The sequence below is a fragment of the Desulfovibrio sp. genome (assembly GCA_016208105.1).
Classification (GTDB): Bacteria; Desulfobacterota; Desulfovibrionia; order Desulfovibrionales; family Desulfovibrionaceae; genus Fundidesulfovibrio.
This window is the reverse complement of record JACQYS010000004.1, coordinates 1-21350: the sequence shown is the minus strand read 5'-3', so window position 1 is coordinate 21350 and position 21350 is coordinate 1. Positions and strand designations below refer to the sequence as shown.

Below are 21350 nucleotides of genomic sequence, written 5' to 3'. Positions count from 1 at the left end.
AATGTCGAGATGGATATTTTTGTTGCTCGCCCTGGTTCTCGCCGCTGGAGGATGCGCCAAGAAGATCACTCAAATGGATTCCGTAGAGCAACAGGGCGAGAAGTTCCGCGATCAAAGCCGGGCTCGTACCGTGGATGTAACGCCGGAACCATATCTGGGGGCGAAGGCCATGCCGCTCCGCGCCAGCGCCAACCCTATCCTGAACAAGCATGTGACGCTTCGGCGCACGGGATCACTGCCCGCGATAGCGGCCTCAATCAGCGAACTCGTATCGCTCCCGGTCCAGGTTGCTTCCGACCCGGACGAATCGGGGAAAAAGAGCGGTCCTACAGCATCAAATTCGGACCAAGGACATTCCGCGCCTTCCGCTCCTGCTGCGCCCGTTTCTCCCCCTGGCGTCAACATGGAACTGGAAGCCCTCCTGGCTGTTCCAGGGGGTTCCGCAGGTGGTTCGGGAGGCTCGAAAAGCGATGGCAGGCAGCTGACGATCTCATACGAGGGAACCTTGCGGGGTCTGCTCGATCAGGTGGCCATGATCTCCGGTTACGGCTGGGATTACGACTCCAACAGCGGAAACATTCTTTTCGCGCGGATGATGGTCAAGACGTTCACCCTGCTGGGTGCTCCCGGAAAGGTCACGTACGAAAACAAGTTGACGAACAAATCCAAGGAATCCGCCGCGTCCAGCATCGGTGGATCACGGGTGAACCAGACGGTCTCTACGGCGGACACTTCTTCGCAGACTGCCCAATCCACCGGAACCAGCCTTTCCTTCGACATCTGGGCGGATACGGAAAAAGAAGTGAAGGCGCTGATCTCTCCCAAGGGCGCTGTGGTCAGCAACCAGGCTGCGGGTACGATCACCGTTCGGGATACGCCTGACTCTCTGCGGCGCGTGGCCTCCTACATTGAAGAGTTGAACAGCCGCATCTCCCGCCAAGTGGCCCTTACGGTCCAGGTCTGGGCATTGAACATCTCCGACAACACGGATGTCGGCTTCAACCTCCAGGCTCTTTTCGAGGACAAGGACATCTCCGTGGTGGCAGGCAACCTGGCCAACATCGGGAGCGTCAACACGGCTGCGGCCACCATCGTCTCCGGCAAGCTCAAGGGCTCGGGGGCCATGCTTAAGGCATTGCGTCAATGGGGAAAGGCGTCTCAGGTCACGTCGGCAGGCGGGCTCGTGATGAGCAACCAGCCGGTGCCGGTCATGGCGATCGAGCGTCGCGCTTATCTGGCCAGCGCGGGAACCTCTACGACCAATTTCAACCAGACAACGGAACTGACTCCCGGAGAGGTCACTACCGGTTTCAGCATGACCGTGATCCCGCACATCCTGGATCAACGCAGGGTGATCCTTCAGTACAATATCAATCTGTCAGCTCTCGAAGAGATGAGCGAGATCAAGACCTCAGACATCACGATTCAATTGCCGCAGACTTCAACGCGCGCCTTCTCCCAACGTTCCACGATGAAGATGGGTCAGACGCTGGTGCTGTGCGGATTCGAGAAGGAATCGCGTGATTCAAACACGTCCATCGGCATACCGACCACCGCGAGGAAGACCCAGTACGGCAGAACGTTGCTGGTGATCACCATCCAGGTGGAATCAGCCGAGGTTTAGATGCGCCGCGTCTCACTCCATAATAGGAACTGGGCTGTCGGCCTCCAGTGGAATTTGAACAACCAGAAGTTGGGCATACCGGAACTGAGGCGGACTGCCCGGAAAGAAGGCCCTTCCGTGGACATGGTTGCTTTCCGGCAGCGTCAGTACGCCTTCGGCGCGAGCCAGGGCGACTTCCAGGCCTGGCGCGGCGTGCGCGCCTTGGCCTCTTCGATACAGGTAGCTTCCCCCTCGTTCGTGGGACTGTTCTGCCTGGAAGATGCCGAGGGCCAATTCTGGTGGGTGTTTGCCATGTCCCAGTCGATCGTGGTGGGCATGGGCGACCAGGTCTTCGCGACACGGGAGGACGCAGAAGCTTCGATTCAATCTCTGCGCGGCCTGTTGGACACAGATTTCGAGGAATCCGTGATCTGTGAAACTGTTGAAGAAAGTCTCAAATGGCTCTCCCCCCTCGTACCCTCAATTCTATTCGCGCTGCCGAGCAGGAGCGGGGGTTCCCTAACCCCCTTGCACCCTGTTCCGGCTCAACAGCGCAACAAAGTTGTCGCGACCGTCGCTGTCCTTCTGCTGCTGGCCGGAGTCCATGGCCTGAAGCTTTTCCTGGAGCATCAGGCCGGGAAGAAGGCCGTGGAAGCCACTCGCGCGGCCATGCTCAACAAGGAACAGCGCCGTCGGGAAATCCTGACCAACCCCGAGCAGCACTTTCAACGGCCTTGGATTGCCGCACCTGACATGAGGGAGACCATCCAGGCAGGACTCAAGACCATGCTGTCCTTGCCCATGGTGGCCAGCGGCTGGGTCCTGGAAGGAGCGACCTTTGACGGCCAGGCCGTCAACGCTTCCTGGGGGCATCGCCCTGGGGCAGATTATACCCATTTGCCCCTTGGAGCGCGTCTTGAGAATCCGCAAAAGGCCATCTCTCGCGTCCCGGTTCCCAAAGTCTCTCGGCTCCAGGGAACGCCCTCCCTGTTTCCGCGCGAGGACTGCACGAAGCGCTTCTACGCTTGCACACATGCGATGGGAGCCCGCCTCAAGCTGACGTTCCATGCGCAGGAGAAGATGGTCATTGAGGACGTGGAGGTGGTGTGTCCCTGGTTACGCGGCCAATGGGAACTCAGCGACGTGCCAGCTGCGGTTGTTCTGGATGGGTCATTGCCCGAGGCGTTCACCAAAATGCCAGGGCTCATGTTGGACAGCATGGTCCAGGAGAAAGGCTCCTGGACGTTCAAAGGGGCTATCTATGCGATTTCTCGATAACAAACGTATCATCTGGGTCATGGGTGGTGGTTTTGCAGTTGTATCCCTGATTTACATGGGGTCGCTGGCTGTAAGTCAGTGGATGTCCCCAACGCCGCCTCCCATACCACAGTCCTCCTCGAAGGCTCCTAAAACGCCCGCCGTCAAGCCTGGCAAGGACGCTCCAACTCCATCGTCTCAAGAGATGCAATTCAAGCCGCCCGAGACTTCGACGGCCAATGCCCAAGGCGAAACGAGTTCCAAGGCTGAATCTCCCATTCCTGTGGCCGGAAATCTGGGAGTGATAACCACCCTCCGGGCGCAGCTCGAAGAAATTCGAATCAAGGCCGCAATCGCGCAGGAGCGCGAAAAGATCCAGCCCAAGGCGGCTCCTGTACAGCCGCAGGCCATCGCTTTGCCCGAGTTGCCCAAGTCCACTCTGGTTCCGAAAGCCAAGGATGTTTCCCCGGTGGTGGTCTCCATCCAGGGAGTGGATGGACGATCCACCGCGAATGTCCGGCTGGGCTCGGGGCAGTTGGTGTCACTGCGGCCCGGAGATCGTTTCTCCGGTGGCGTGGTCAGCACCATCGATCGGCGGGGGGTTTCCATCCGCCGTGGCCACACATTCACGATCCTGGCTTTCGCGCAGGAGGTGTCATGGAACTGAACTCCTTTGTTGAGGGCGTACCGGAGTCCATGCGAGGCCGAGTCGCCTTGTTGGATGGCATGCTGCACATGAGCGCTGAATTGCGGGGCAACCTGGAAATGGTGTCCTTCGTCGGCAACATGCGACGGCGCGGCATCGTGACCTACGAATTTCATCCCCCGCAGGAATTTGATGGGAAATATGCCAACTTGGCTTCCCGCATCGGGCAGGGAGACAATGAAGTCCAGCAGTTCGCCATCGATCTGCTGATGAAGGCATATCTGTCAGGGGCGACAGACATTCATATCATCGACTTCGGCCCTTACACCATGATCCGGTTCCGAATTCTCGGCATGCTTACGGATTATACCCAGCTTGATGGTGATTTTGGTCGTTTAGTCATCTCCTGTCTTTACGGGTATTTCAGCCTGTCTGCGGACACATGTTTCAGCCCTTCGGAGCGCCAGGACGGTCGGATAGCCAAACGGGACTATCTGCCTTCCCTGGTGCATTCAGTGCGCGTGCACAGTGAACCGGTGGAGTGCACCTTGGCTCTGGACGGCGTGGGCACGTCCATGTCCTTGCGACTGCTTTACGACTCCACCTCAGCCACGGGAACCCTGACCGAGCGCATGGCTAGGCTCGGGTTCACCGCCGAACAGTGCAATACCGCCCAGTACTTAACCCGGCGGACCGGGTTGACCATCATCTCAGGTCCCACCGGACATGGGAAATCCACCCTGCTCAAGCATGTCATGGAGGCCCAAGTCGAACGGAACCCCGAGAAAGCGTACTTTTCGATCGAGGACCCCCCCGAGTATCCGCTCAAAGGCGTGCGCCAAGTGCTGATTTCGAGCAACGTCAAGGCGAGGCGTGCGGACGCTTACCGGGATGCCATCGCGGGTGCCATGCGCTCCGATCCTGACGTGCTGATGATCGGAGAAATTCGCTATACTGAAGCGGCTATAGCCGCCATCGACGCGGCGCTCACCGGCCATGCGGTGTGGGCGACAATCCACGCCAACAACGCCTTCGGCATCATCGCGCGCATGGTCAGCACCCTGGCCACGCATTTCCGAAACCCGTTGGAGCAGCTTTGCGACCACAACGTACTAGCCGGGCTGGAATACCAGCGCCTCATTCCGGTGTTGTGTCCCACGTGCAAGGTTCGTCTGCTTGATCTGAAGCCGGAGGAGAGGAGCCATTACGTCCCCGAGGATGTTCAAGACCGCCTTAGCCGCGTTCTTGATGACCGCGAGGGCGTCTATGTTCGTGGTGAAGGCTGCGCCGAATGCAGCAAACGGGGTTTGGTCGGACAGACTGTGGCGGCGGAGATCATCGCCACGGATCAGGAAATGCTGGGCTACCTGCGCGAGGGCAATATTCCCCGGGCCCACGAATACTGGGTCAAGGAAAAGGGGGGCGAGAGCTACGTCCAGCATGCCGTCAATCTGATCAAGTCTGGGCTGGTGGACCCTTACATCGCTGAAGAACGCCTGGGAGTGCCTCTCAACTTCACTCAGGTCTTCATGCAGGGAGGGCGGTCATGATGGGGGTCTTTTCCAACTTCATGCACCGCCTGAGCTTCAATGCGTCCGTGCGCATGCGGACTTGGAAAAAGCTGGCGGCTCAAACCCGCCATGGGCTCAACCTGGATCAAAGTCTGCGCCAGATGCAGCATCGGGCGTCATTACGGCGTTCGCCCTCTGCCAAAGTCTATTCCCGGATACTCGAGTACCTTGGACTCGGACATAGCCTTGGGGCCTGCCTGACGGAATACGCCACACCGGAAGAGATCATGCTCATAAGCTCCGGCCAACGTTCCGGCAAGTTGCCCGAGGGTCTTGAACTGGCTGCCAGTCTGCTGACTGCCAGACGAGCCATCCTGCGGGCCGTGGCTTCCGCCTTGGCGTATCCAGCCTTCCTGTCGGCCATGATCGTGGTGCTGCTTCTGGTCGTGTCCATCGTGGTGATGCCGAAATTCGCCATGCTTTCGGACCCGTCCTCATGGCACGGCGCGGCGGCGATCCTGTACAAGACGACCTCGTTCGTGACCTCACACATGGGGATAGTGGCCCTTCTGGTTCTCCTGGGCTCTCTGTCCACATCTCTACTGACCCTGGCCGTATGGACCGGAAGATTCCGGCTTCTGGTGGAAAACCTGCCTCCATGGTCCATCTACAGGCTGACCGTTGGCTGCGTGTGGCTGTTCACCGTCTCAACGCTCATGCGCTCGGGCATGCAGTTAACGCATATCCTGGAGAGTATGCTCAATTCCGACCGCATCCCCGCATATCTTCGAGAGCGCATCCTGGCCATTTCCCTGGAGACGGGTACGGGCAAGAACTTCGGCGAAGCCCTGCACGACTGCGGGATGGAATTCCCCGATTCGGAAATGGTCGATGATCTGCGTGTGTACGCTTCCCTGCCCAGCTTCCATCTCAGGATGCACGAACTTGCAGCCGAATGGATGAACGATGGCGTTGAACTCGTGAAGCAGCAGGCAAGGGTGCTCAACATCGCGGCAATAATCGCTTTGACTGGCTTGGTCAGCCTCATCGCGGGTGCCATCGGCTCTATGCAATCTCAACTTCTGCCTTCTGGAGGATTCTGATGACGCTTCTTGAAACCCTTGGTGCCATTCTGGTTGGACTGATCATCCTGGCCGGGGCCGCGCTCGGCCTAAATTCCGCCTTCAGCTCGTCCAAGCTGGGCGAGACGGAACAGAACCTCATCACCCTGCGGATGCAGGTTCAGCAGATGTTCTCCGGCAGCTCCGACTATACCGGCCTGGATAATGCCCTAGCACTCCAAGCGGGGTTGGTTCCCAAACCCTTTATCAAAGGCTCCAGCCTTAGAAATTCCTTCGGTGGCGATATTACCCTTGCACCAGTCAATGGCACGTCTGCCTTTTCGATTACCTTGACATCTATCCCTCAGGATGAATGCACCAAGCTGGCTAAATTTCAAACGGACGCTTGGTTGTCGGTGAACGTCAATGGCACGGACGTGACGGGGGGGACAGTCGCCGACATCGTGGCTGCGTGTGCCTCAGCAACGAACACGATCACCTTCACGGCGAGGTAGTAGTGGTGTTGTCGGACCTGACGTTTTCCGACCTCCTCATTCTCCCAGACGGGTCCGCGAAGCTCAAGGGATGCCCGGAAACCGGGCAACAACTTATTCCTCTGCCCGCCAAATGCACAGAGGAAATAAGTGATCTGCCCAAGAAGCTCATGGACGCCTTTTTGTCCATGAGACAGCTCGACCCGACATCTGGCATGCGGATCAGCCGTACCACGATCCGATTTCAGCACGGCGGAGTGCATTATCGGGTTGCAGACTTCCAGGATGTTGATGGTGGCCGAACTTGGTTCTTGCGCCGCCTACCTGCCGCAGTACCCGACCTGTGGTCGCTGGGGCTTCCTCCTTTCCTGTGTGAGTGGTTTCTCATGGCTCGGCAGTGTCACGGCCTAGTCCTTGTCGCCGGTGCTCAGGCCAGCGGCAAGACGACCACGGCCAGCGCCCTGGTGGCCGCTAGGCTCAAATTATTTGGCGGCCACGGGGTAACTTTCGAGAACCCGGCTGAACTGCCTCTGGGCGGAAGCTGGGGGGAACACGGCTACTGCTTCCAGACGGAAATCCATGGAGAGCATGAGCTGGCCGCGCACATTGAACGGGCTCATCTCTATGCCAGCCCGAACGTGATCTTCATCGGGGAGATTCACACGAAGTACGCGGCCATTGAATCCTTGCGCGTGGCGCTCGGTTCGCGCCAACAACTTGTGGTGGCCACCATCCACGGCTTTGACGTGCTGGCGGCTCTAGAGCGCCTCATCAACTGGGCTCAGGAGATTGATGGAGCCAATGCCTGCGAGAACCTGGCCAATTCCCTTCTGGGCATCATCTTCCAGGATTTGGAATGCGAGGAGAGATTGCAGAAAGTACCTCAGTTCCTTCTGTTGCCCTTCCCTTACGATGGGCAGTCCACTGATGCCTCCAGCCGCATGAAAGGAATCAGGGCGAAGCTTCGGGACAATCAACTTCATACCTTGGGCGACGACATGCGCCAGCAACGCAATCTGTTCGTGGATAAGGGGCTCAAGGCGGTATGAAGGCCCTTGTCGTACTCGCATTCCTCATGGGCGTCATGGCCATGATGCGGTTTGTCAGCATGGACTCCATAGACGAACAGCAGGCTCAGGCAATCGCGGTGAACTACGGCGTTTTCCGCAACGAGGTCTATCTCTACGTCTTCAATGGTCACAAGACGCCTGGAGACGTTGCCTCTTCTTCTCTGAACCTTCCCACTGGCTGGACGATGATGCGGCCCTGGAAGGCCCGTATCGAGGCTGGTTGCCTCTACGTTTGGGGCCCGGCCTCATCCGGGGAAATCGAGGCCACACGCACCCTCTTCTGGGGGAGCCAGGCAGTTGGCCGGGCCGACGGCGGCAAACTGGAACCCGAACACGGGGGCACGACTCCCGTGCCGACCTTTGTTCCCGAAGGAAACCTCGTCAGCGTGGTGAGGGTGAATTAATCCATGAAGCTCATTGAAGTAGTCGCCGCGATGGGGGTCATGTTCATACTACTGCCGTCCCTGGCCAACCTCTGGGTGATGGGCTCCAACGAACTGGAGAAGCGCCAGGCTGCGGATCAGCTTGGCCAGGTAAGCCGGGCAACTGCCGCTTATGTGCGCAAGCACCAGACGACTTTGCTGGGCCAGACAACGCCAACCAGCGGGCCTGTGATCGATACGGCTCCGCTTGTCGCGGAGAGTATCCTCCAGGCGGCTTTCCAAGGAAGCAATGTCTGGGGCCAGACGTATCAGATTCATTTCCGCCAACCGTCGTCGAATTCCCTTCAGGCCGTGATCCTGACCACAGGTGGCCGTGGCCACGATGCCAGCAAGCCCAAATTCGGCACGGCCATCGTACCCTCTGCTGCCGCCATGGCTGGAGGATCAGGCGGGTTCATACCCACGGGGGATATCCCTGGGCAAGCATCCGGGACGCTTCGCGGAGCTTTCGGCGGCTGGGTTCTTGACCTGGCCAGCGTGGGAATCGCATCCCCAGGTGCTGGCCACCTCGGGGCGCTGGCCACCTTCGACAGTTCAAGCCTTGGCCAGGATTTCCTCTACCGCGTCTCGGTACCTGGGCATCCTGAACTCAACGCCATGCAGACGGAACTGGACATGACGGATCATGCCATCCGCAGCGTCCAGGAAATCCAGTTTACTCCCCGGATTTTTGGCTCCGAAACCTGCGATGCTTCCGTGGAAGGAAGGGTTTTCCTCGATGCCAACCAGGGGCTCTATATCTGCCGCAACGGCAAGATGGAAGTCCTGGCCGACACCGGCAACAGCACGTTGTTCAAAAACGCCACACTGGCCAGGGATGGCGATGTCATTGAGAAACCCGTCTGCCCGCCGGGTAGCAATACCGTTCCTGAGATTTTCGTTGCGCCCTCCATCTCCGCCGCTGGTGCCGAAGCTCCTCCGCTGACTGCGTTTCAGGCCTGGGCCACCAGCCTCAATCCGACACAATGGCGCGTGAATCTACGGCTTTTGACCACTGACGATAACCTGGGCTGGGTCAATCCTATGTCGGACTATGGCCGCATCATCGTCTGTACCACTTGCGCCAAAGGAAGCTGAAGATGTCGAACGATCCGAATGTACTCGTGCAAACAGAGAGAATGCGGAAGTGGCCGCTCATTGCAGGCGCTGCCGCCATCCTGATGGTCATTGGGGCTCTGGTCTACTCCCTCCACTTCTCTGACAAGGGCAGGAAGGAGGACAAAGCTAAACCGACGATCATCACGCGCGATGACAAGCCTTTGGTGAGCGATGCTGGCGGCATGGGATTGGCGACGCCTCCTCCCGCGCCAGTGGAACAGAAGAAGGACGAACAGCCCCAGATCGTCGTGGTCACGAGTAGTGAACCGCCTGAGCTGCGTCGGGAAAGAGAAGACCTGAGAAGACAGAAACATCAGGCTGCCATGGCTGCCCTTTCTTCGCCACTGACTGTCCGCAAAGGAAAAGACAAGGATACTGCGCCGGACAAGGCCGGAGTGGTGCAAATCGCAGCCAAGGATGGCGAGGCTCGTTCTTCCAATGCTCCCGCTGATCGTCCTGGCCTCTCGGGCATGGCCCAGGGTGATTACAACCCTGCGGCTGACAAGGACAAGGAAGGCTTCTTCGACCGTTCCAAGGCTTCTGACCGGCAATGGCTGTCCTCGAGCGTTCGCATGGCCGGGCATCCATTCGAGGTCAAGACGGGCTCGATCATCCCTTCCGCGATGATCGGGGGTATCAACTCCGACCTCCCTGGCCAACTCGTCGCCCTGGTAAGCCAGAACGTCTACGACACAGCCGATGGCCGTTACCTGCTCATCCCTCAGGGCTCCAAGCTCTACGGCGTCTACGATTCCAGAATCATCTATGGCCAGTCCCGTGTGCTGGTGGCCTGGAACAGGATTATCTTTCCCGACGGCTCGGCCATCACTCTCGAATCCATGCCGGGGACCGATGCCGCTGGATACAGCGGCTTCAGCGACGAGGTGAACAACCACTACTTCCGCATCTTCGGCAATGCACTGTTGATGTCCCTCATCACCGGCGGCACATCCTGGGCCGTGGACTCCGTGACGCCAAACACCGGCGTCACCAGCAACGCTTCCCCTTCACTTCAGCAGCAAATGGCTTCCTCCCTGGCCGCTCAGTTGGGCCAGACGACGGCCCAAGTCCTCTCCAAGGGCATGAACATCAAGCCCACGCTCGAAATCCGGCCCGGATACCGTTTCAACGTCGTCGTTACCAAAGACCTGGTTTTCCGGGAGCCCTATCGCGAGAACTAAAGCACGTAAGAACAAAAACAAGAAAGCAAGATAGCAAACAACAACGGAAACAAGGAAGATAGTTTTCATGCAAAATCAGTACGGCCTCGGCGATCCTGGACGGAAGAAAGCCGCCCTTCGCTGGGGGTATCTGCTGTTTTCCCTGCTCCTGGCCCTGGCCAGTCTGAGTCTGGCCACACAACAGGTCGCCGCGTACTTCGCGTACCAGCCTGCCTTGGGCCTGCCTTGGATGTCCGCTTTCGGTACGGTCTGGTACGCCCCCTGGAAAATAATCACCTGGCATCAGCTAGGGAGCCAGCATGAAGCTGTGCGCCGGACGGTGTTCCATGGCCAGATGCTGTTCATGGTCCCGCAGATGCTCATTCTCGGCTACGCCCTGATGAGCGCGCGAAAGCCCAAGGGGCGCACTGACCTGCACGGCTCGGCCCATTGGGCGGCGGAAGAAGAAATTTCCGAAATGGGCCTTCTGGAAGGCCGTGGCGTTTATGTCGGCGGATGGGTCAAACAGTTCCATGGCTGGCAGGCGATCCGGCTGTGGCTTCGTCTCCGGCCAGCCTGGGCTCACTGCTACCTTCGCCATGATGGGCCGGAACACATGCTCCTGTATGCGCCCACACGATCCGGCAAGGGCGTGGGCATCATCATCCCAACCCTCCTTTCCTATCCCGGCTCGACGGTGAGCCTGGACATCAAAGGCGAGAACTGGGCTCTGACCTCACGTTACCGCCAATCCCTTGGGCATACGGTTCTACGGTTTGACCCTTCCGACTCCAGTGGAATCAGCGCCTGCTTCAATCCGCTTGAAGAGGTACGGCTGGACACCCTCCAGGCCATACCGGATGTCCAGAACATCGCCACCATGATCGTGGACCCGGAAGGCAAGGGCCTTCAGGACCATTGGAGCAAGGCAGGATTCGCCTTCATTGCCGGGGTGCTCCTCCATTGCCTTGTCATGGTGCGCCATCGGCAAAAACGAACCGCCACCCTCCACGACCTCGGGAACATGCTCGCTGATGAAAACCGCACCATCGAGGAGCTGCTCCAGGAGATGCTCGAAACGGAGCATGCGGCCCTCGTCAAGGAATGCTTCCCCAACGGGGCCACTGGCGGCGAGCATATCCACTTGTTCATCGCCAGTTCTGCCAGGGAAATGCTCAACAAGGCCGGGAACGAAGGTTCCGGCGTCGTCTCCACTGCCCTGGTCAACCTGGCGCTCTATCGTGACCCGGTCGTGGCCATGAACACATCCCGCTCGGATTTCCGAGTTCATGATCTCATGAATCATGAGGTTCCGGTGGACCTGTACCTGGTCATGAGCCCGGCTGACGTCAACCGGCTGCGACCACTGGTCCGCCTCATACTCAACCTCATCATCTCCCGCATCTGCGAACGCATGGAGTTCGAGAACGGCGAACAGAAGAAGCCCAACCGTCGGCTGCTGATGCTCCTGGATGAGTTCACGTCCATCGGGAAGATGGAGATCGTCAACAAGTCCATCGCCTATGCGGCGGGATACGGGATCAGCTACTTGCTCGTCATCCAGAACGTCGAGCAGCTCAATGAGACTTACGGGAAAGAGAACGGCATTAAGGGCAACTGCCATATCCGCATCGCCTACGCGCCGAACACTCTGGAAACGGCCAAGGAATTGTCGGAGATGACGGGCAAGACCACGGTCTTGACCCAGAAGACCTCCGTATCCGGCTCACGTTGCGGTCATTTGAAAAACGCCTCGGTCAGCGTTTCTGAAACAGCCAGGGCGCTCTTGACGCCCGACGAATGCATGCGTCTGCCCGGTCTCCAGAAAAAGGGCGACAAGGCCAAGAAACCGGGTGACATGCTCATTTTCGTTGCCGGGCGCTCACCGATCTACGGTCGACAGAATCTGTTCTTCCTTGATCCCACATTCTCCGAGCGGGCCAAGATGGGGGCTCCCGCCAAATCTGATTCCCTCTGTCCCGTGAAAAGCCCGGACGCCGCTGGCCGGGACAAAGAAAAGCCTGAAGGGCGCTCCTACGCGGATTACCTGAAGAAGCAGGGGGGATCGAAATGAAGCGCCTCCTCTGGATTCTGCTCCTGCTGGTCTGTTCTGGTTTCTTTCTCTTTCAGCAAGGGTATCGCTTCAACGGCACGCCCTCCATGCCCAAGGGCATTTATCAGCTCGTTCCCGGCAATCCTGGCATTGATCGCGGCGACCTGGTCAGCGTCTGTCTGGCCATTGAACCCTTCGCCTCCTTGGCCCTCGACCGAGGCTATCTGCGCTCTGGCTCCTGTCCTGACGGCAACGAGCCCCTCCTCAAGGTGGTAGCGGGCCTTCCCGGCGATCTTTTGGATGTGGGGCCGGAGGGTATTCGCGTCAATGGCCGGATGATGCAGCAAAGCATGAGCGCCTCCACGGACAGCCTGGATCGGCCCATGCCGATTTCTACCACCCTTTCTCCAGGCCGGATTCCTGAAGGAATGGTCTTGATCCTTTCTCGTGAACATCCCGGCGGTTTCGACGGTCGGTATTTTGGTCTGTTGCCGTTGGCGTCACTTCAGAAGGTGAAACCAGTGCGAGTCTTTGAACCCATAGGAGGATGATCGTGGACAAGGAGTATTTGATGGCAGCCGCCCGTGCGGTGGACGTTCAGGCCATGGAAAATCCGGGGTTGGGAATCCCTGTCGATCCCGAGGTTGCGGAGTTCATGGGAGCCTTCGAGGAACTGGCCGTCGGATCTGACGACCTGGAGGATATGGTCGCCGGAGATGAGGGCGTCAATAATGTCGAATGATGCAACCGTGCGCAAACCGGTCCACCAGGTGTTCGCCGCGCAGATCATCGAAGATCTCAAAACCGGGGCCGCGCCGTGGCAGAAACCCTGGCAGCCAGGTGAACTCCATTCACCAATGAACCCCGTTTCTGGCACGGTCTACAGCGGCATCAACAGGCTCATGCTCTCCCGCAAAGGGTATGCCGATCCCCGCTGGATGACGCTCAAGCAGGCCAACTCGCTGGACTGCCGTGTTCGCAAGGGCGAAAAATCACAGGCTATCGTCTTCTGGCAGTTCACCAAGGAAGAACCCTCCTTGGATGACACCGGCAAACCGGTGCTCGATGGCGACGGCAACCAGGTGGTGAACAAGGTGGAGCTGGCTAGGCCGATGGCTCGCTTTTCTTCCGTTTTCCATGTCAGCCAGCTTGAGGGCGACGTTCCCCCCTTGGACCCCTCCACGCTCATCCGGGGTTGGGACCCGAATGAGAAGGCGGAAGCCATCCTTCGCAATTCCGGCGCGGTCATCAAACACAACCAGCGCAATCGGGCTTTCTACAGCCCCACCAAGGATGAAATCAGCTTGCCTACCCTGGATCGCTTCCAGACCCCCGGCGATTACTACTCCACGGCGCTGCATGAACTCGGTCACTGGACCGGCCATGAGTCGCGCATGGGACGCGAGTTCGGTCCTTTCGGTTCGGAAGTGTACGCCAAGGAAGAACTCCGGGCCGAAATTGCATCATGGATGCTCGGCCAGGATATGGGCATCGGCTATGACCCAGGCCAACATCTGGCCTACGTGGATTCGTGGATCAAGGTGCTGGAGCAGGACCCTTATGAAATCGTCCGGGCCTGCCGGGACGCCGAAAAGATCAAACAATACGTGCTCACCATGGAACAGAAACAGGAACTCAGCAAAGGCCAGGAATTGGCTTCATCAAACCACACCCTGCCCGAGGGCTGGAGTGAATCCAGGCCCGGCGGTCTGGCAACGAACAAGGACCTCGTGACCGGTGGCATCGTGGACATGGTTATGCAGTCCAAACCGGAGGAGTGGTTCGCCATCCCGAACAACGATGGCCTCCTGGCGCAGTTCAAGGACAAATTCTTCCCCACCCGTGCCGATGCCTTTGCCGCTCTCAAGAATGCCTTGGAACTGTCTCGGGATGGTGCAGCGACCACCATGGCCCGTGATGTCGAGCCCTCCAAGGAACCCGCCGCGCCATCCCAACCGGCCACCGGGAAGGTGTTCCTGGCCGTACCCTTCCGTGAAAAGAACCTGGCCAAGGCTGCTGGTGCCAAATGGGACGCCGAGGCCAAACTCTGGTTCGCGCCGGAAGGTCTCGACCTGGCCAAGCTGAAAGCCTGGTTCCCTGACAAGGCTCCCAGCCAGGCCAAGACCATAGACCCTCTCTCTGAATTCGCTCAGGCGCTCCGCGATGCTGGGATTGACCTCAAAGGCCAACTCCCTGTCATGGATGGCAAGATTCACCGCGTCCCAGTTTTTGGCGGCAAACCTCAGGCGCGCGACGGGGCTTATCAAGGCTTCCTCGATGGCCGTCCTGCAGGATGGTATCAAAACTACCTGACCGGTGAAAAAACCAAGTGGAAGGCCACAGGGCATACGCTGACAGAAGAACAGAGAGTAGCCCTGAAGCTGGAGGCTGAACAGCGTAGCCAGCAACGTGAGCGTCAGCGCCAGGCGCTCCAAGACGACGTGGCACGGAGGTGTGAGCAGGATTTTGCGGCTCTACCGCCCATCCGGCCCATGGTGGCCATCAATAACCCCTATCTTCTCAGCAAGGGTGTGCCGCCTCTTGGGGACATCAAGGAATCCTCTGACGGCATGCTTCTTCTGGTTCCTCTTCTCAATGCCGACGGCGTTCTGCGGAACGTCCAGGAAATTGACTGGGACGGTGAAAAGCGTTTCCAGGCAAGCGGCGAAAAGAAGGGCTGCTTCTTCCTGATCGACCCTGAAAAGAAGCTGGAGCAAGGGGAAATCCTTCTTACCGAGGGATACATTACCGGTGTTAGCCTGCACATGGCCACGTGCAAGCCCGTTGCCGTGGCCTTCGATGCAGGCAATCTTGAGCCCGTGGCCAAGGCTTTGCGCGAAAAGTTCCCCATGGCCAAGATCGCGATCTGCGCCGACAACGACCACGCCCGCGAGCATGGCAACATCGGAGTGGAGAAAGCCCAACAGGCCGCTCAGGCGATAGGTGGTTGTGTTGTCGTGCCAGCCTTCACCAAGGAGGAAATGTCTGCGAGGCTCACCGACTGGAACGACCTCCATAAAAGCCGTGGACTTGATGAAGTCACAAGCCAGATCGCCACAGGCCTGACCAAGGAAAAATGTCGGGGGATGGTAAGGTGATCCGAGTCCTCGCCGGTACCGTCTTCGTCCTCCTGATGTGCGGGCAAGCCCTGGCTGGCCAGGACTTAGCCAGCCTTTTCGACGCCCCATGTGGTCGTTACAGCGTGCCGCGAGCTCTGGCCTTGGCCATCGCTGGTCAAGAGTCCGGGATGCAGCCGTGGATTCTGAACATCGCGGGGCGAACAGTCAGACCCGCCACGAAAGAGCAGGCCGTAGCGATCAGCCGCGCGGCCCTGGTCGCAGGCATCTCCTTCGATGTGGGAGTCATGCAGATTAACTCCTGGTGGATCAGACGCTACCGCCTGCCACTAGAGGTCATCCTGGACCCTCCCGGAAACATCCAGGTGGGCGTCTGGATTATCGGCAAGGAAATCAAGCGTCATGGACTGAACTGGCGCGCAGTCGCCTCCTACCATACCCCTGTCGATCGCAACCCCGAACGTGGCAGGGCTTATGCTGCTGCCGTGCTTCGCCGTCTTGGCGGTGAAGCGTCGTCACTTCCATCTTTTGCTCCAACCATTGCTGCCCAGCGTCCTTCCGCCTCGCCGATGCTGGTGAAGCGGTTCCGGGAAGTGGCCAGCAACGAAATGAAAGGATCATGAGGTAGCACGCCATGAAGCTTTTGATTGTCGAATCGCCGGGCAAGGTTAAGAAGATTCAGGGGGGCCTGGGCAGCGGCTGGAGAGTGGAGGCCAGCGTCGGACACGTGCGCGATCTGTCCCTGTATGACATAGGAGTGAGCCCCCCAAACTTCCGACCGTCGTATGCCCCAATCGAGCGCGGCAAGTCGGTCTTGGCCAAGCTGGCCAGCGCGGTATAAATCTCGGACTCTGTTTTCCTAGCCATGGACCCCGACCGCGAAGGAGAGACCATAGTTTGGCATCTGAAAGACACCCCGCGCCTGGTGAATCCTAGAAGGATCACCTTCTCGGAGATCACGGAGGAGGCCGTCAAAATGACCTTGGAACAATCCCGGGCCTTGGACAGGAACCTCATTGAGGCCCAGGAGAGACGGCGGATGCTGGACAGGCTTGGTGGGCTAGATGGTGTCCGTCCCCCTTTCTCTCGCCATCGGTTGCAAACAGTCGACAGAGAGGGTGCAAAGTCCGGCTTTGCGCCTAATGATAAACCGACTCTGAGCACTTATAAATGCCCGGAGTGCGAGAAACCTCTGGCTCACCGCACCAAGGACGGGCCAGGAGCATACAACTTCTGGGGATGCTCCGGCTTCCCAAATGGCAAGGTTACTTTCCCGGACGACAACGGCAAGCTTGAGGGAGCGGAATGATGCGCCTACTTCGTTTGATCTTCCTGCTGTTGGCGTTGGCCATACCCAAGCTTGCCTTGGCTGCCGATGCCACCAGCTTCGACCCGATGGCGGTCGCTATCACCAGCCAAAGCACCATCGCCGTGGGGACGGTGGTCGCGTGGCCATCTGGCTCCAACCCTGCTGATATGGGCAAATGGCTTGAGTGCAACGGTCAGGCCGTTCCCGCTGGCAGCTCCTATGACCGCCTGCGGGCTGTCCTGGGTGGCCAACCCATCCCGAACTATAATGGCCAATTCCTGCGCGGCACAACCACGGCGGGGCTTGTCGGTACTCAAGTATCAGACACCATCAGGTCACATACGGTGTCCGTTCCTGGGCAAAACGCGCCTGTTAGTGGTGGGCTCAATTCGACGTCTTTGAGCGGATCGGCGTCGCCCCAAACATATTGGTTTACGCAGACCGTAGTTAATACAGGAGGTGATTACACAGGTGGTGGCGGTATGGGTGCTGTTACTGGTGCAAACTACAACACTGAAACGCGTTCAACGGCAGGTGGATCAATTTCCGGGTCGCTCAACAGCGGGTCGTTGACGGGAACGGCCTATGTTAGCGCTCAAACCGGAACCTACAGTGGTGGTTCGGAAACCGCGCCCGTTCACACGAGGGTGCGGTATCTCATCCGTGCGATCCTCTGAGTGAAGGAGTACCTGTGGTTGTAAATACTTTGTGGAGGGCATTTCAGGGTCCGTGCCTTGCTTTAGAAGAGTTGAGGGTCGGTCGGTCATTTTTGCTTTTGGAGATGACTACAGGCGATGAATTGCTGGTCGCGGAAATGATGCTGCGCGAGGTTCGGAACGATGGCCATGCTGTCGATCTGGTCATGTTCATAGTTTACTCCACTGACAGTCAGGCACTGCCTCCGGGTGATACCGTCGTGCGCCAGGTGGACTTGGCCAACAGCGAGAGAGCGAACTGGACTCTCGTGAAGATCCATTACTGTTAGCCCCATTATGAGACGGTTTGCTCATTGGTGGCGGTCAGGCTCCCTGCCTGCGACTTGCAAACCTGGCGGAAGTTGTCCCAACGGCATGCGACCTGAGGTTTCAGGATGGATTGTGTCTCATGGTGCTTCCGGTGGGACAGTCGAGCTAGTTTCGTGGAAATAAACACATAATAAATATTGCACGAAGCGGACCATGTGTATTATTTATTATGCATGAGCAAGCGAACAATGGCGAAAGAGGCCCTCCCTGCTTCAGCTGCGAACGCCCTGGCCAAGCTTGGCCAAGATATCCGGGCTGCCCGAGTGCGGCGAGGAATAACCTCAGCAGAGGTGGCTGAAAGAGCCTTTACCAGCCGCCTCACTATCACGAGGTTGGAAAAGGGTCACCCCGGAGTTTCCCTTGGGGTTCTGGCCCATGTACTTTGGGTCCTGGAGCTGGAAGGGAACCTGGGAGCGCTCGCTGATCCACAAAACGATCGACTTGGAACGCTCCTGGCCGTGGATGCGTTACCTAAATACGTGAGAAAGAAGGACGGAGAAGATAAACTCTATGACATCTGACAGAGAAAACGCGGTCGTTTTTGTTTCGCTTACCGGCGTTGGATATGTTCCGGCTGGAGTGCTCACCTACATTCCAAAAACGGATCAATACATCTTTGGATATGGCCGCAGATATCTTGAGCGTGAAGACGCGGTGCCCCTTGACCCAGTCTTGTTGCCCCTAAGACTCAAAGAGTCCCTGACTTTTCGCGTCAAGGAAGGTCTTCCGAACGTGTTCCGGGATGCTTCGCCCGACTCCTGGGCTCGGAAGATTCTCTCGATCTATGCGCCACGCCATCCCGACACCATGACCCCGTTTGAAGTGCTCACCGCCGTGCATGAGCCACTACGGACCGGAGGCCTGGCTTTCGGGCCCGACGCTTCTGGCCCGCGTTCCATGGCGGACTGGCACGACGGCCCGCCTCTCATGAGGCCTGTTTCGGACTTGGAGAAGATGGCTCGTCTTGTTCGGCTTGTTGAGAAGCACGCTCAGGACGATACGCTACCAGTGCTTCGGCAGGAGCTTTCTGACCCGATCATGATAGCCATGGCTTTCAGCTTCTCGGCTTTAGGGGGCAGTCGGCCAAAATCATTCTATCGTTCTGACGATGGTGCGGAGTGGATTGCCAAGTTTTCCAAGCTTGGTGATGCATGGAATGACCCCAGAATAGAGTTTGCCACGATGAACTTGGCCAAACGCTGCGGAATTGAAGCTGCAAATACATCGATAATCAACGTCGGAAATGACATTGATGTCCTTCTTGTACAGCGATTTGACAGGGACAATGAGGGTATTCCAAAGCATTTTGTGTCAGGTTTTACACTGGGGAACCTGCCGCTAGAAGGTGATTGGAAAAGTTATCAACACCTTTCTGAAAATGCCCGGCGTCATGGAAACGTCAAAGTTGGCGGGGAGTTGTTCAAGAGAATGGCGTTTAACGTTCTTTGCTCCAACCGAGATGACCACCCAAAGCAGCAATCTTTTTTTGTGGAGCGTACTCATGTGGCCATTACTCCAGCGTATGATATCACTCCGGCATACATCGCCAACAACTCCAACGAATATGACCTCGCTCTTGCCTGCGGAAACCAACAGAACCCAAAGGCAGCGACTCTTGAGAATGTTTTGAGTTGGACGGAGCCTTTTGGCCTGCGGCGCGAAGAAGCTCGAGTCATACTCAACGATATGCTAAGCATAACGAGACAGTGGCGGAAGTTTTTTTCCGAACTCGGAGTGTCCTCAAAAGATATCGAGGAAGTCGCTTGCAGGTTCATTCAGGCTGAACGCGAACTTCCATCGCTGGCCCATAGCCGGGAACGATGATCCTCCTCAGATTGACCGAAAGTATCCCTCCGACGCTACAGAGAGTCATGCTGCCCTTCGGGAATGGATGGATCTTGTCGGCGGCATCGCCGCCCCAAGAAGCTCAAGTTTTTGTCTTTCCGTGCTAATGTGCTTTTTGCTTTTCTTCCCAGGCATCCAGTGCCTGGCGCAGAAGCTCGTTGAGCTTCAAGCCGGACTCGGCTGCGCGCATCTTAAAGAGTCGCCGAAATTTGGCATCAACGGTGAAATTCAAGTGAGCTACCGTCGTGTTCGTTTGTTCCAGTTGCCTTGGGGTTGCATCGTCGCCAACTGCGTGGATCAATTTCCAGGACAGTGCGCCCATCTACCATGGACGAGGCAAAATCAACTCGGTCATGGATGATCGCTGAGGCGACAACACCATGTTCGGAGAGTGCGCCCATGGCCTGCACAGTGATCTTTGAATTTGCCTTGGCCTGGGTCAGAGCGAATGCGAATGGTCGCCTTGACCCTGCGGCCAGCGCCACGGTGGACCCAACCGCCCGGAGGTCATGGGGGCTCGGCCTGGTCGGGATCAAAACGAAGTCCGCAAGCGCCACAACCGTCCGGATCGATTCGGTGATAGCCGGAGGAGTGTCGATGATGGCGAATTTGAACTTGGCCAGGGCGAGAGCCTCCAGCTTGGCTGAAAGCTCCTTTAAGGTGGTTGGCGCGAAGACAGGCGTCTCTTCCTCTCGACCGTTCCACCATGCAGCAAGGCTTGCCTGCGGGTCCGTGTCGATCAGCACGCAAGGCCCGTCACCGGCCCTCTCCGCCATCACGGCCAGATGAGCGGCCAGGGTGGTCTTCCCTACGCCTCCTTTCTGGCTGGCAAGAACTATGGTTTTCATGCTTTCGTCCTTTCGGGTTAATGTGCTTTTATTCAATCAAGAAAAAACAATAGCACAAAAGCACAAAAAACAGCAAACAAAAAAAGCACGAGAAGAAGCTGTTGGTGCCCAGAAATGTTGGTCACCACAGCATAACTCGTATGGGATCAGGTCTGTTCGAGACGACGAAGCAGGGTAGAGCGGCTGATACCAGCAGCCCGGGCGGCTGCTGCCTTGGTATGTCCCTCATTAATGAGGCGAATGGCCTGCTCGATCTTGGCGCCCTCAATTTTGGGCCTTCCAGGCATGTTGCCTATGGCCATGGCCACGGCAAGACCGTCCCGAGTGCGTTCGGCTATAAGACGGCGCTTAAAGTCAGTCAGTGCGGCAAAGACGTGGAAGATCAGTGAGCCTGCTGCCGTGGTTGTATCCAGTTGCTCTTCCAAGGATCTGAAGTTCACCTTCCGCGTCTTGAAATGGTCCACGATCTCTAAAGGTTCTCGTATGGAGCGTCCCAACCGATCCAGACGGACAACGCAAAGAGTATCGCCTTCGCGGGCGAAAGCCATCATCTCGGCCAAGCCAGGGCGGTCGAAACGCTTCCCGCTCATGACATCGGTGAAGATTTTTGTGGCCCCGGCAGATTCCAGGCGTTTAACCTGGCTCTCCAGTTCCTGCTTGGTAGTGGACACTCGCGCGTAGCCGAGGATCAAAGCCCTACGCCGCCGATTTCAAATCCTGGATACTCCCGGGCGTACTGGCGCTCAAAAAAACGCTGCATCTCTTTCTCGTTTCCTGACGCATAGAATTTCAACATTTTAGTGTTGTATTCCAAAACGCTTTTTGCTGGGACGCTAAAAGGCATGAGGCC

21 protein-coding genes and 2 pseudogenes are annotated in these 21350 nt (G+C 57.8%); 21 read left to right on the top strand and 2 right to left on the bottom strand.

Translation table 11 applies throughout. From position 1 onward, the window contains the following. Position 1: 1 nt before the first annotated feature. The 21 genes and pseudogenes from HY795_02495 (at position 2) to HY795_02395 (ending at position 19631) form a co-directional block, all read left to right on the top strand. Positions 2–1624 (top strand): pilus assembly protein, encoded by a 1623-nt coding sequence (locus tag HY795_02495; GenBank protein MBI4804085.1) that lies wholly within the window; start codon positions 2–4, stop codon positions 1622–1624. After that, positions 1625–2881: a type 4b pilus protein PilO2 gene (gene pilO2 / locus HY795_02490; protein ID MBI4804084.1), complete on the top strand. Its 1257-nt coding sequence runs from the start codon at positions 1625–1627 to the stop codon at positions 2879–2881. Further along, complete coding sequence (gene pilP, locus HY795_02485) at positions 2865–3527, top strand: type IV pilus biogenesis protein PilP (protein ID MBI4804083.1); 663 nt, start codon at positions 2865–2867, stop codon at positions 3525–3527. The genes pilO2 and pilP overlap by 17 nt, the downstream gene beginning before the upstream one ends. Continuing rightward, entirely contained in the window at positions 3518–5056 is a 1539-nt protein-coding gene (gene tadA, locus HY795_02480) for a Flp pilus assembly complex ATPase component TadA (protein MBI4804082.1), read from the top strand. Before pilP ends, tadA (HY795_02480) begins: the two co-directional genes overlap by 10 nt. Beyond that, positions 5053–6120, top strand: a complete 1068-nt coding sequence (locus HY795_02475) for a type II secretion system F family protein (protein MBI4804081.1) — start codon at positions 5053–5055, stop codon at positions 6118–6120. Before tadA (HY795_02480) ends, HY795_02475 begins: the two co-directional genes overlap by 4 nt. Continuing rightward, the gene (locus HY795_02470; protein MBI4804080.1) at positions 6120–6593 is read left to right on the top strand and encodes a pilus assembly protein PilS; all 474 of its coding nucleotides are present in this window, start codon (positions 6120–6122) and stop codon (positions 6591–6593) included. Before HY795_02475 ends, HY795_02470 begins: the two co-directional genes overlap by 1 nt. After that, a complete protein-coding gene (gene tadA, locus HY795_02465; GenBank protein MBI4804079.1) occupies positions 6551–7621 on the top strand; it encodes a Flp pilus assembly complex ATPase component TadA in 1071 nt (356 codons plus the stop codon). Before HY795_02470 ends, tadA (HY795_02465) begins: the two co-directional genes overlap by 43 nt. Then, positions 7618–8046, top strand: a complete 429-nt coding sequence (pilM, locus tag HY795_02460) for a type IV pilus biogenesis protein PilM (protein ID MBI4804078.1) — start codon at positions 7618–7620, stop codon at positions 8044–8046. Before tadA (HY795_02465) ends, pilM begins: the two co-directional genes overlap by 4 nt. A 3-nt stretch (positions 8047–8049) precedes the next feature. Continuing rightward, positions 8050–9162 carry a shufflon system plasmid conjugative transfer pilus tip adhesin PilV gene (pilV, locus tag HY795_02455; protein MBI4804077.1) on the top strand — a complete coding sequence of 371 codons (1113 nt, stop codon included), beginning with the start codon at positions 8050–8052 and terminating at the stop codon, positions 9160–9162. A gap of 2 nt (positions 9163–9164) precedes the next feature. Next, entirely contained in the window at positions 9165–10364 is a 1200-nt protein-coding gene (locus tag HY795_02450; GenBank protein MBI4804076.1) for a conjugal transfer protein TrbI, read from the top strand. A 67-nt stretch (positions 10365–10431) separates the two neighbouring features. Then, the gene (locus HY795_02445) at positions 10432–12417 is read left to right on the top strand and encodes a type IV secretory system conjugative DNA transfer family protein (protein MBI4804075.1); all 1986 of its coding nucleotides are present in this window, start codon (positions 10432–10434) and stop codon (positions 12415–12417) included. Next, positions 12414–12947 carry a conjugative transfer signal peptidase TraF gene (gene traF, locus HY795_02440; protein MBI4804074.1) on the top strand — a complete coding sequence of 178 codons (534 nt, stop codon included), beginning with the start codon at positions 12414–12416 and terminating at the stop codon, positions 12945–12947. The genes HY795_02445 and traF overlap by 4 nt, the downstream gene beginning before the upstream one ends. 2 nt (positions 12948–12949) lie before the next feature. Further along, positions 12950–13138 carry a hypothetical protein gene (locus tag HY795_02435; GenBank protein ID MBI4804073.1) on the top strand — a complete coding sequence of 63 codons (189 nt, stop codon included), beginning with the start codon at positions 12950–12952 and terminating at the stop codon, positions 13136–13138. Then, positions 13128–14039, top strand: a pseudogene (locus HY795_02430) (DUF1738 domain-containing protein). Before HY795_02435 ends, HY795_02430 begins: the two are co-directional and overlap by 11 nt. After that, positions 14013–15494, top strand: a complete 1482-nt coding sequence (locus HY795_02425; protein MBI4804072.1) for a toprim domain-containing protein — start codon at positions 14013–14015, stop codon at positions 15492–15494. Before HY795_02430 ends, HY795_02425 begins: the two are co-directional and overlap by 27 nt. After that, complete coding sequence (locus tag HY795_02420; protein MBI4804071.1) at positions 15473–16096, top strand: lytic transglycosylase domain-containing protein; 624 nt, start codon at positions 15473–15475, stop codon at positions 16094–16096. The genes HY795_02425 and HY795_02420 overlap by 22 nt, the downstream gene beginning before the upstream one ends. A gap of 11 nt (positions 16097–16107) precedes the next feature. After that, positions 16108–16633: pseudogene (locus HY795_02415) on the top strand (hypothetical protein). A gap of 148 nt (positions 16634–16781) precedes the next feature. Next, on the top strand, positions 16782–17459 hold the full coding sequence (locus tag HY795_02410; protein ID MBI4804070.1) for a tail fiber protein: 678 nt from the start codon (positions 16782–16784) through the stop codon (positions 17457–17459). A 104-nt stretch (positions 17460–17563) separates the two neighbouring features. After that, positions 17564–17767: a hypothetical protein gene (locus HY795_02405; GenBank protein ID MBI4804069.1), complete on the top strand. Its 204-nt coding sequence runs from the start codon at positions 17564–17566 to the stop codon at positions 17765–17767. A 228-nt stretch (positions 17768–17995) separates the two neighbouring features. Beyond that, a complete protein-coding gene (locus tag HY795_02400) occupies positions 17996–18328 on the top strand; it encodes a helix-turn-helix domain-containing protein (protein ID MBI4804068.1) in 333 nt (110 codons plus the stop codon). Further along, positions 18318–19631, top strand: a complete 1314-nt coding sequence (locus HY795_02395) for a type II toxin-antitoxin system HipA family toxin (GenBank protein ID MBI4804067.1) — start codon at positions 18318–18320, stop codon at positions 19629–19631. Before HY795_02400 ends, HY795_02395 begins: the two co-directional genes overlap by 11 nt. A 236-nt stretch (positions 19632–19867) precedes the next feature. Here the strand turns inward: HY795_02395 and HY795_02390 are convergent, their stop codons facing one another. Together HY795_02390 and HY795_02385 are read right to left on the bottom strand one after the other, a co-directional pair. Further along, the gene (locus HY795_02390; GenBank protein MBI4804066.1) at positions 19868–20500 is read right to left on the bottom strand and encodes a ParA family protein; all 633 of its coding nucleotides are present in this window, start codon (positions 20498–20500) and stop codon (positions 19868–19870) included. 146 nt (positions 20501–20646) lie between these two features. After that, positions 20647–21192 (bottom strand): recombinase family protein, encoded by a 546-nt coding sequence (locus HY795_02385; GenBank protein ID MBI4804065.1) that lies wholly within the window; start codon positions 21190–21192, stop codon positions 20647–20649. Between the last annotated feature and the right edge of the window lie 158 nt (positions 21193–21350).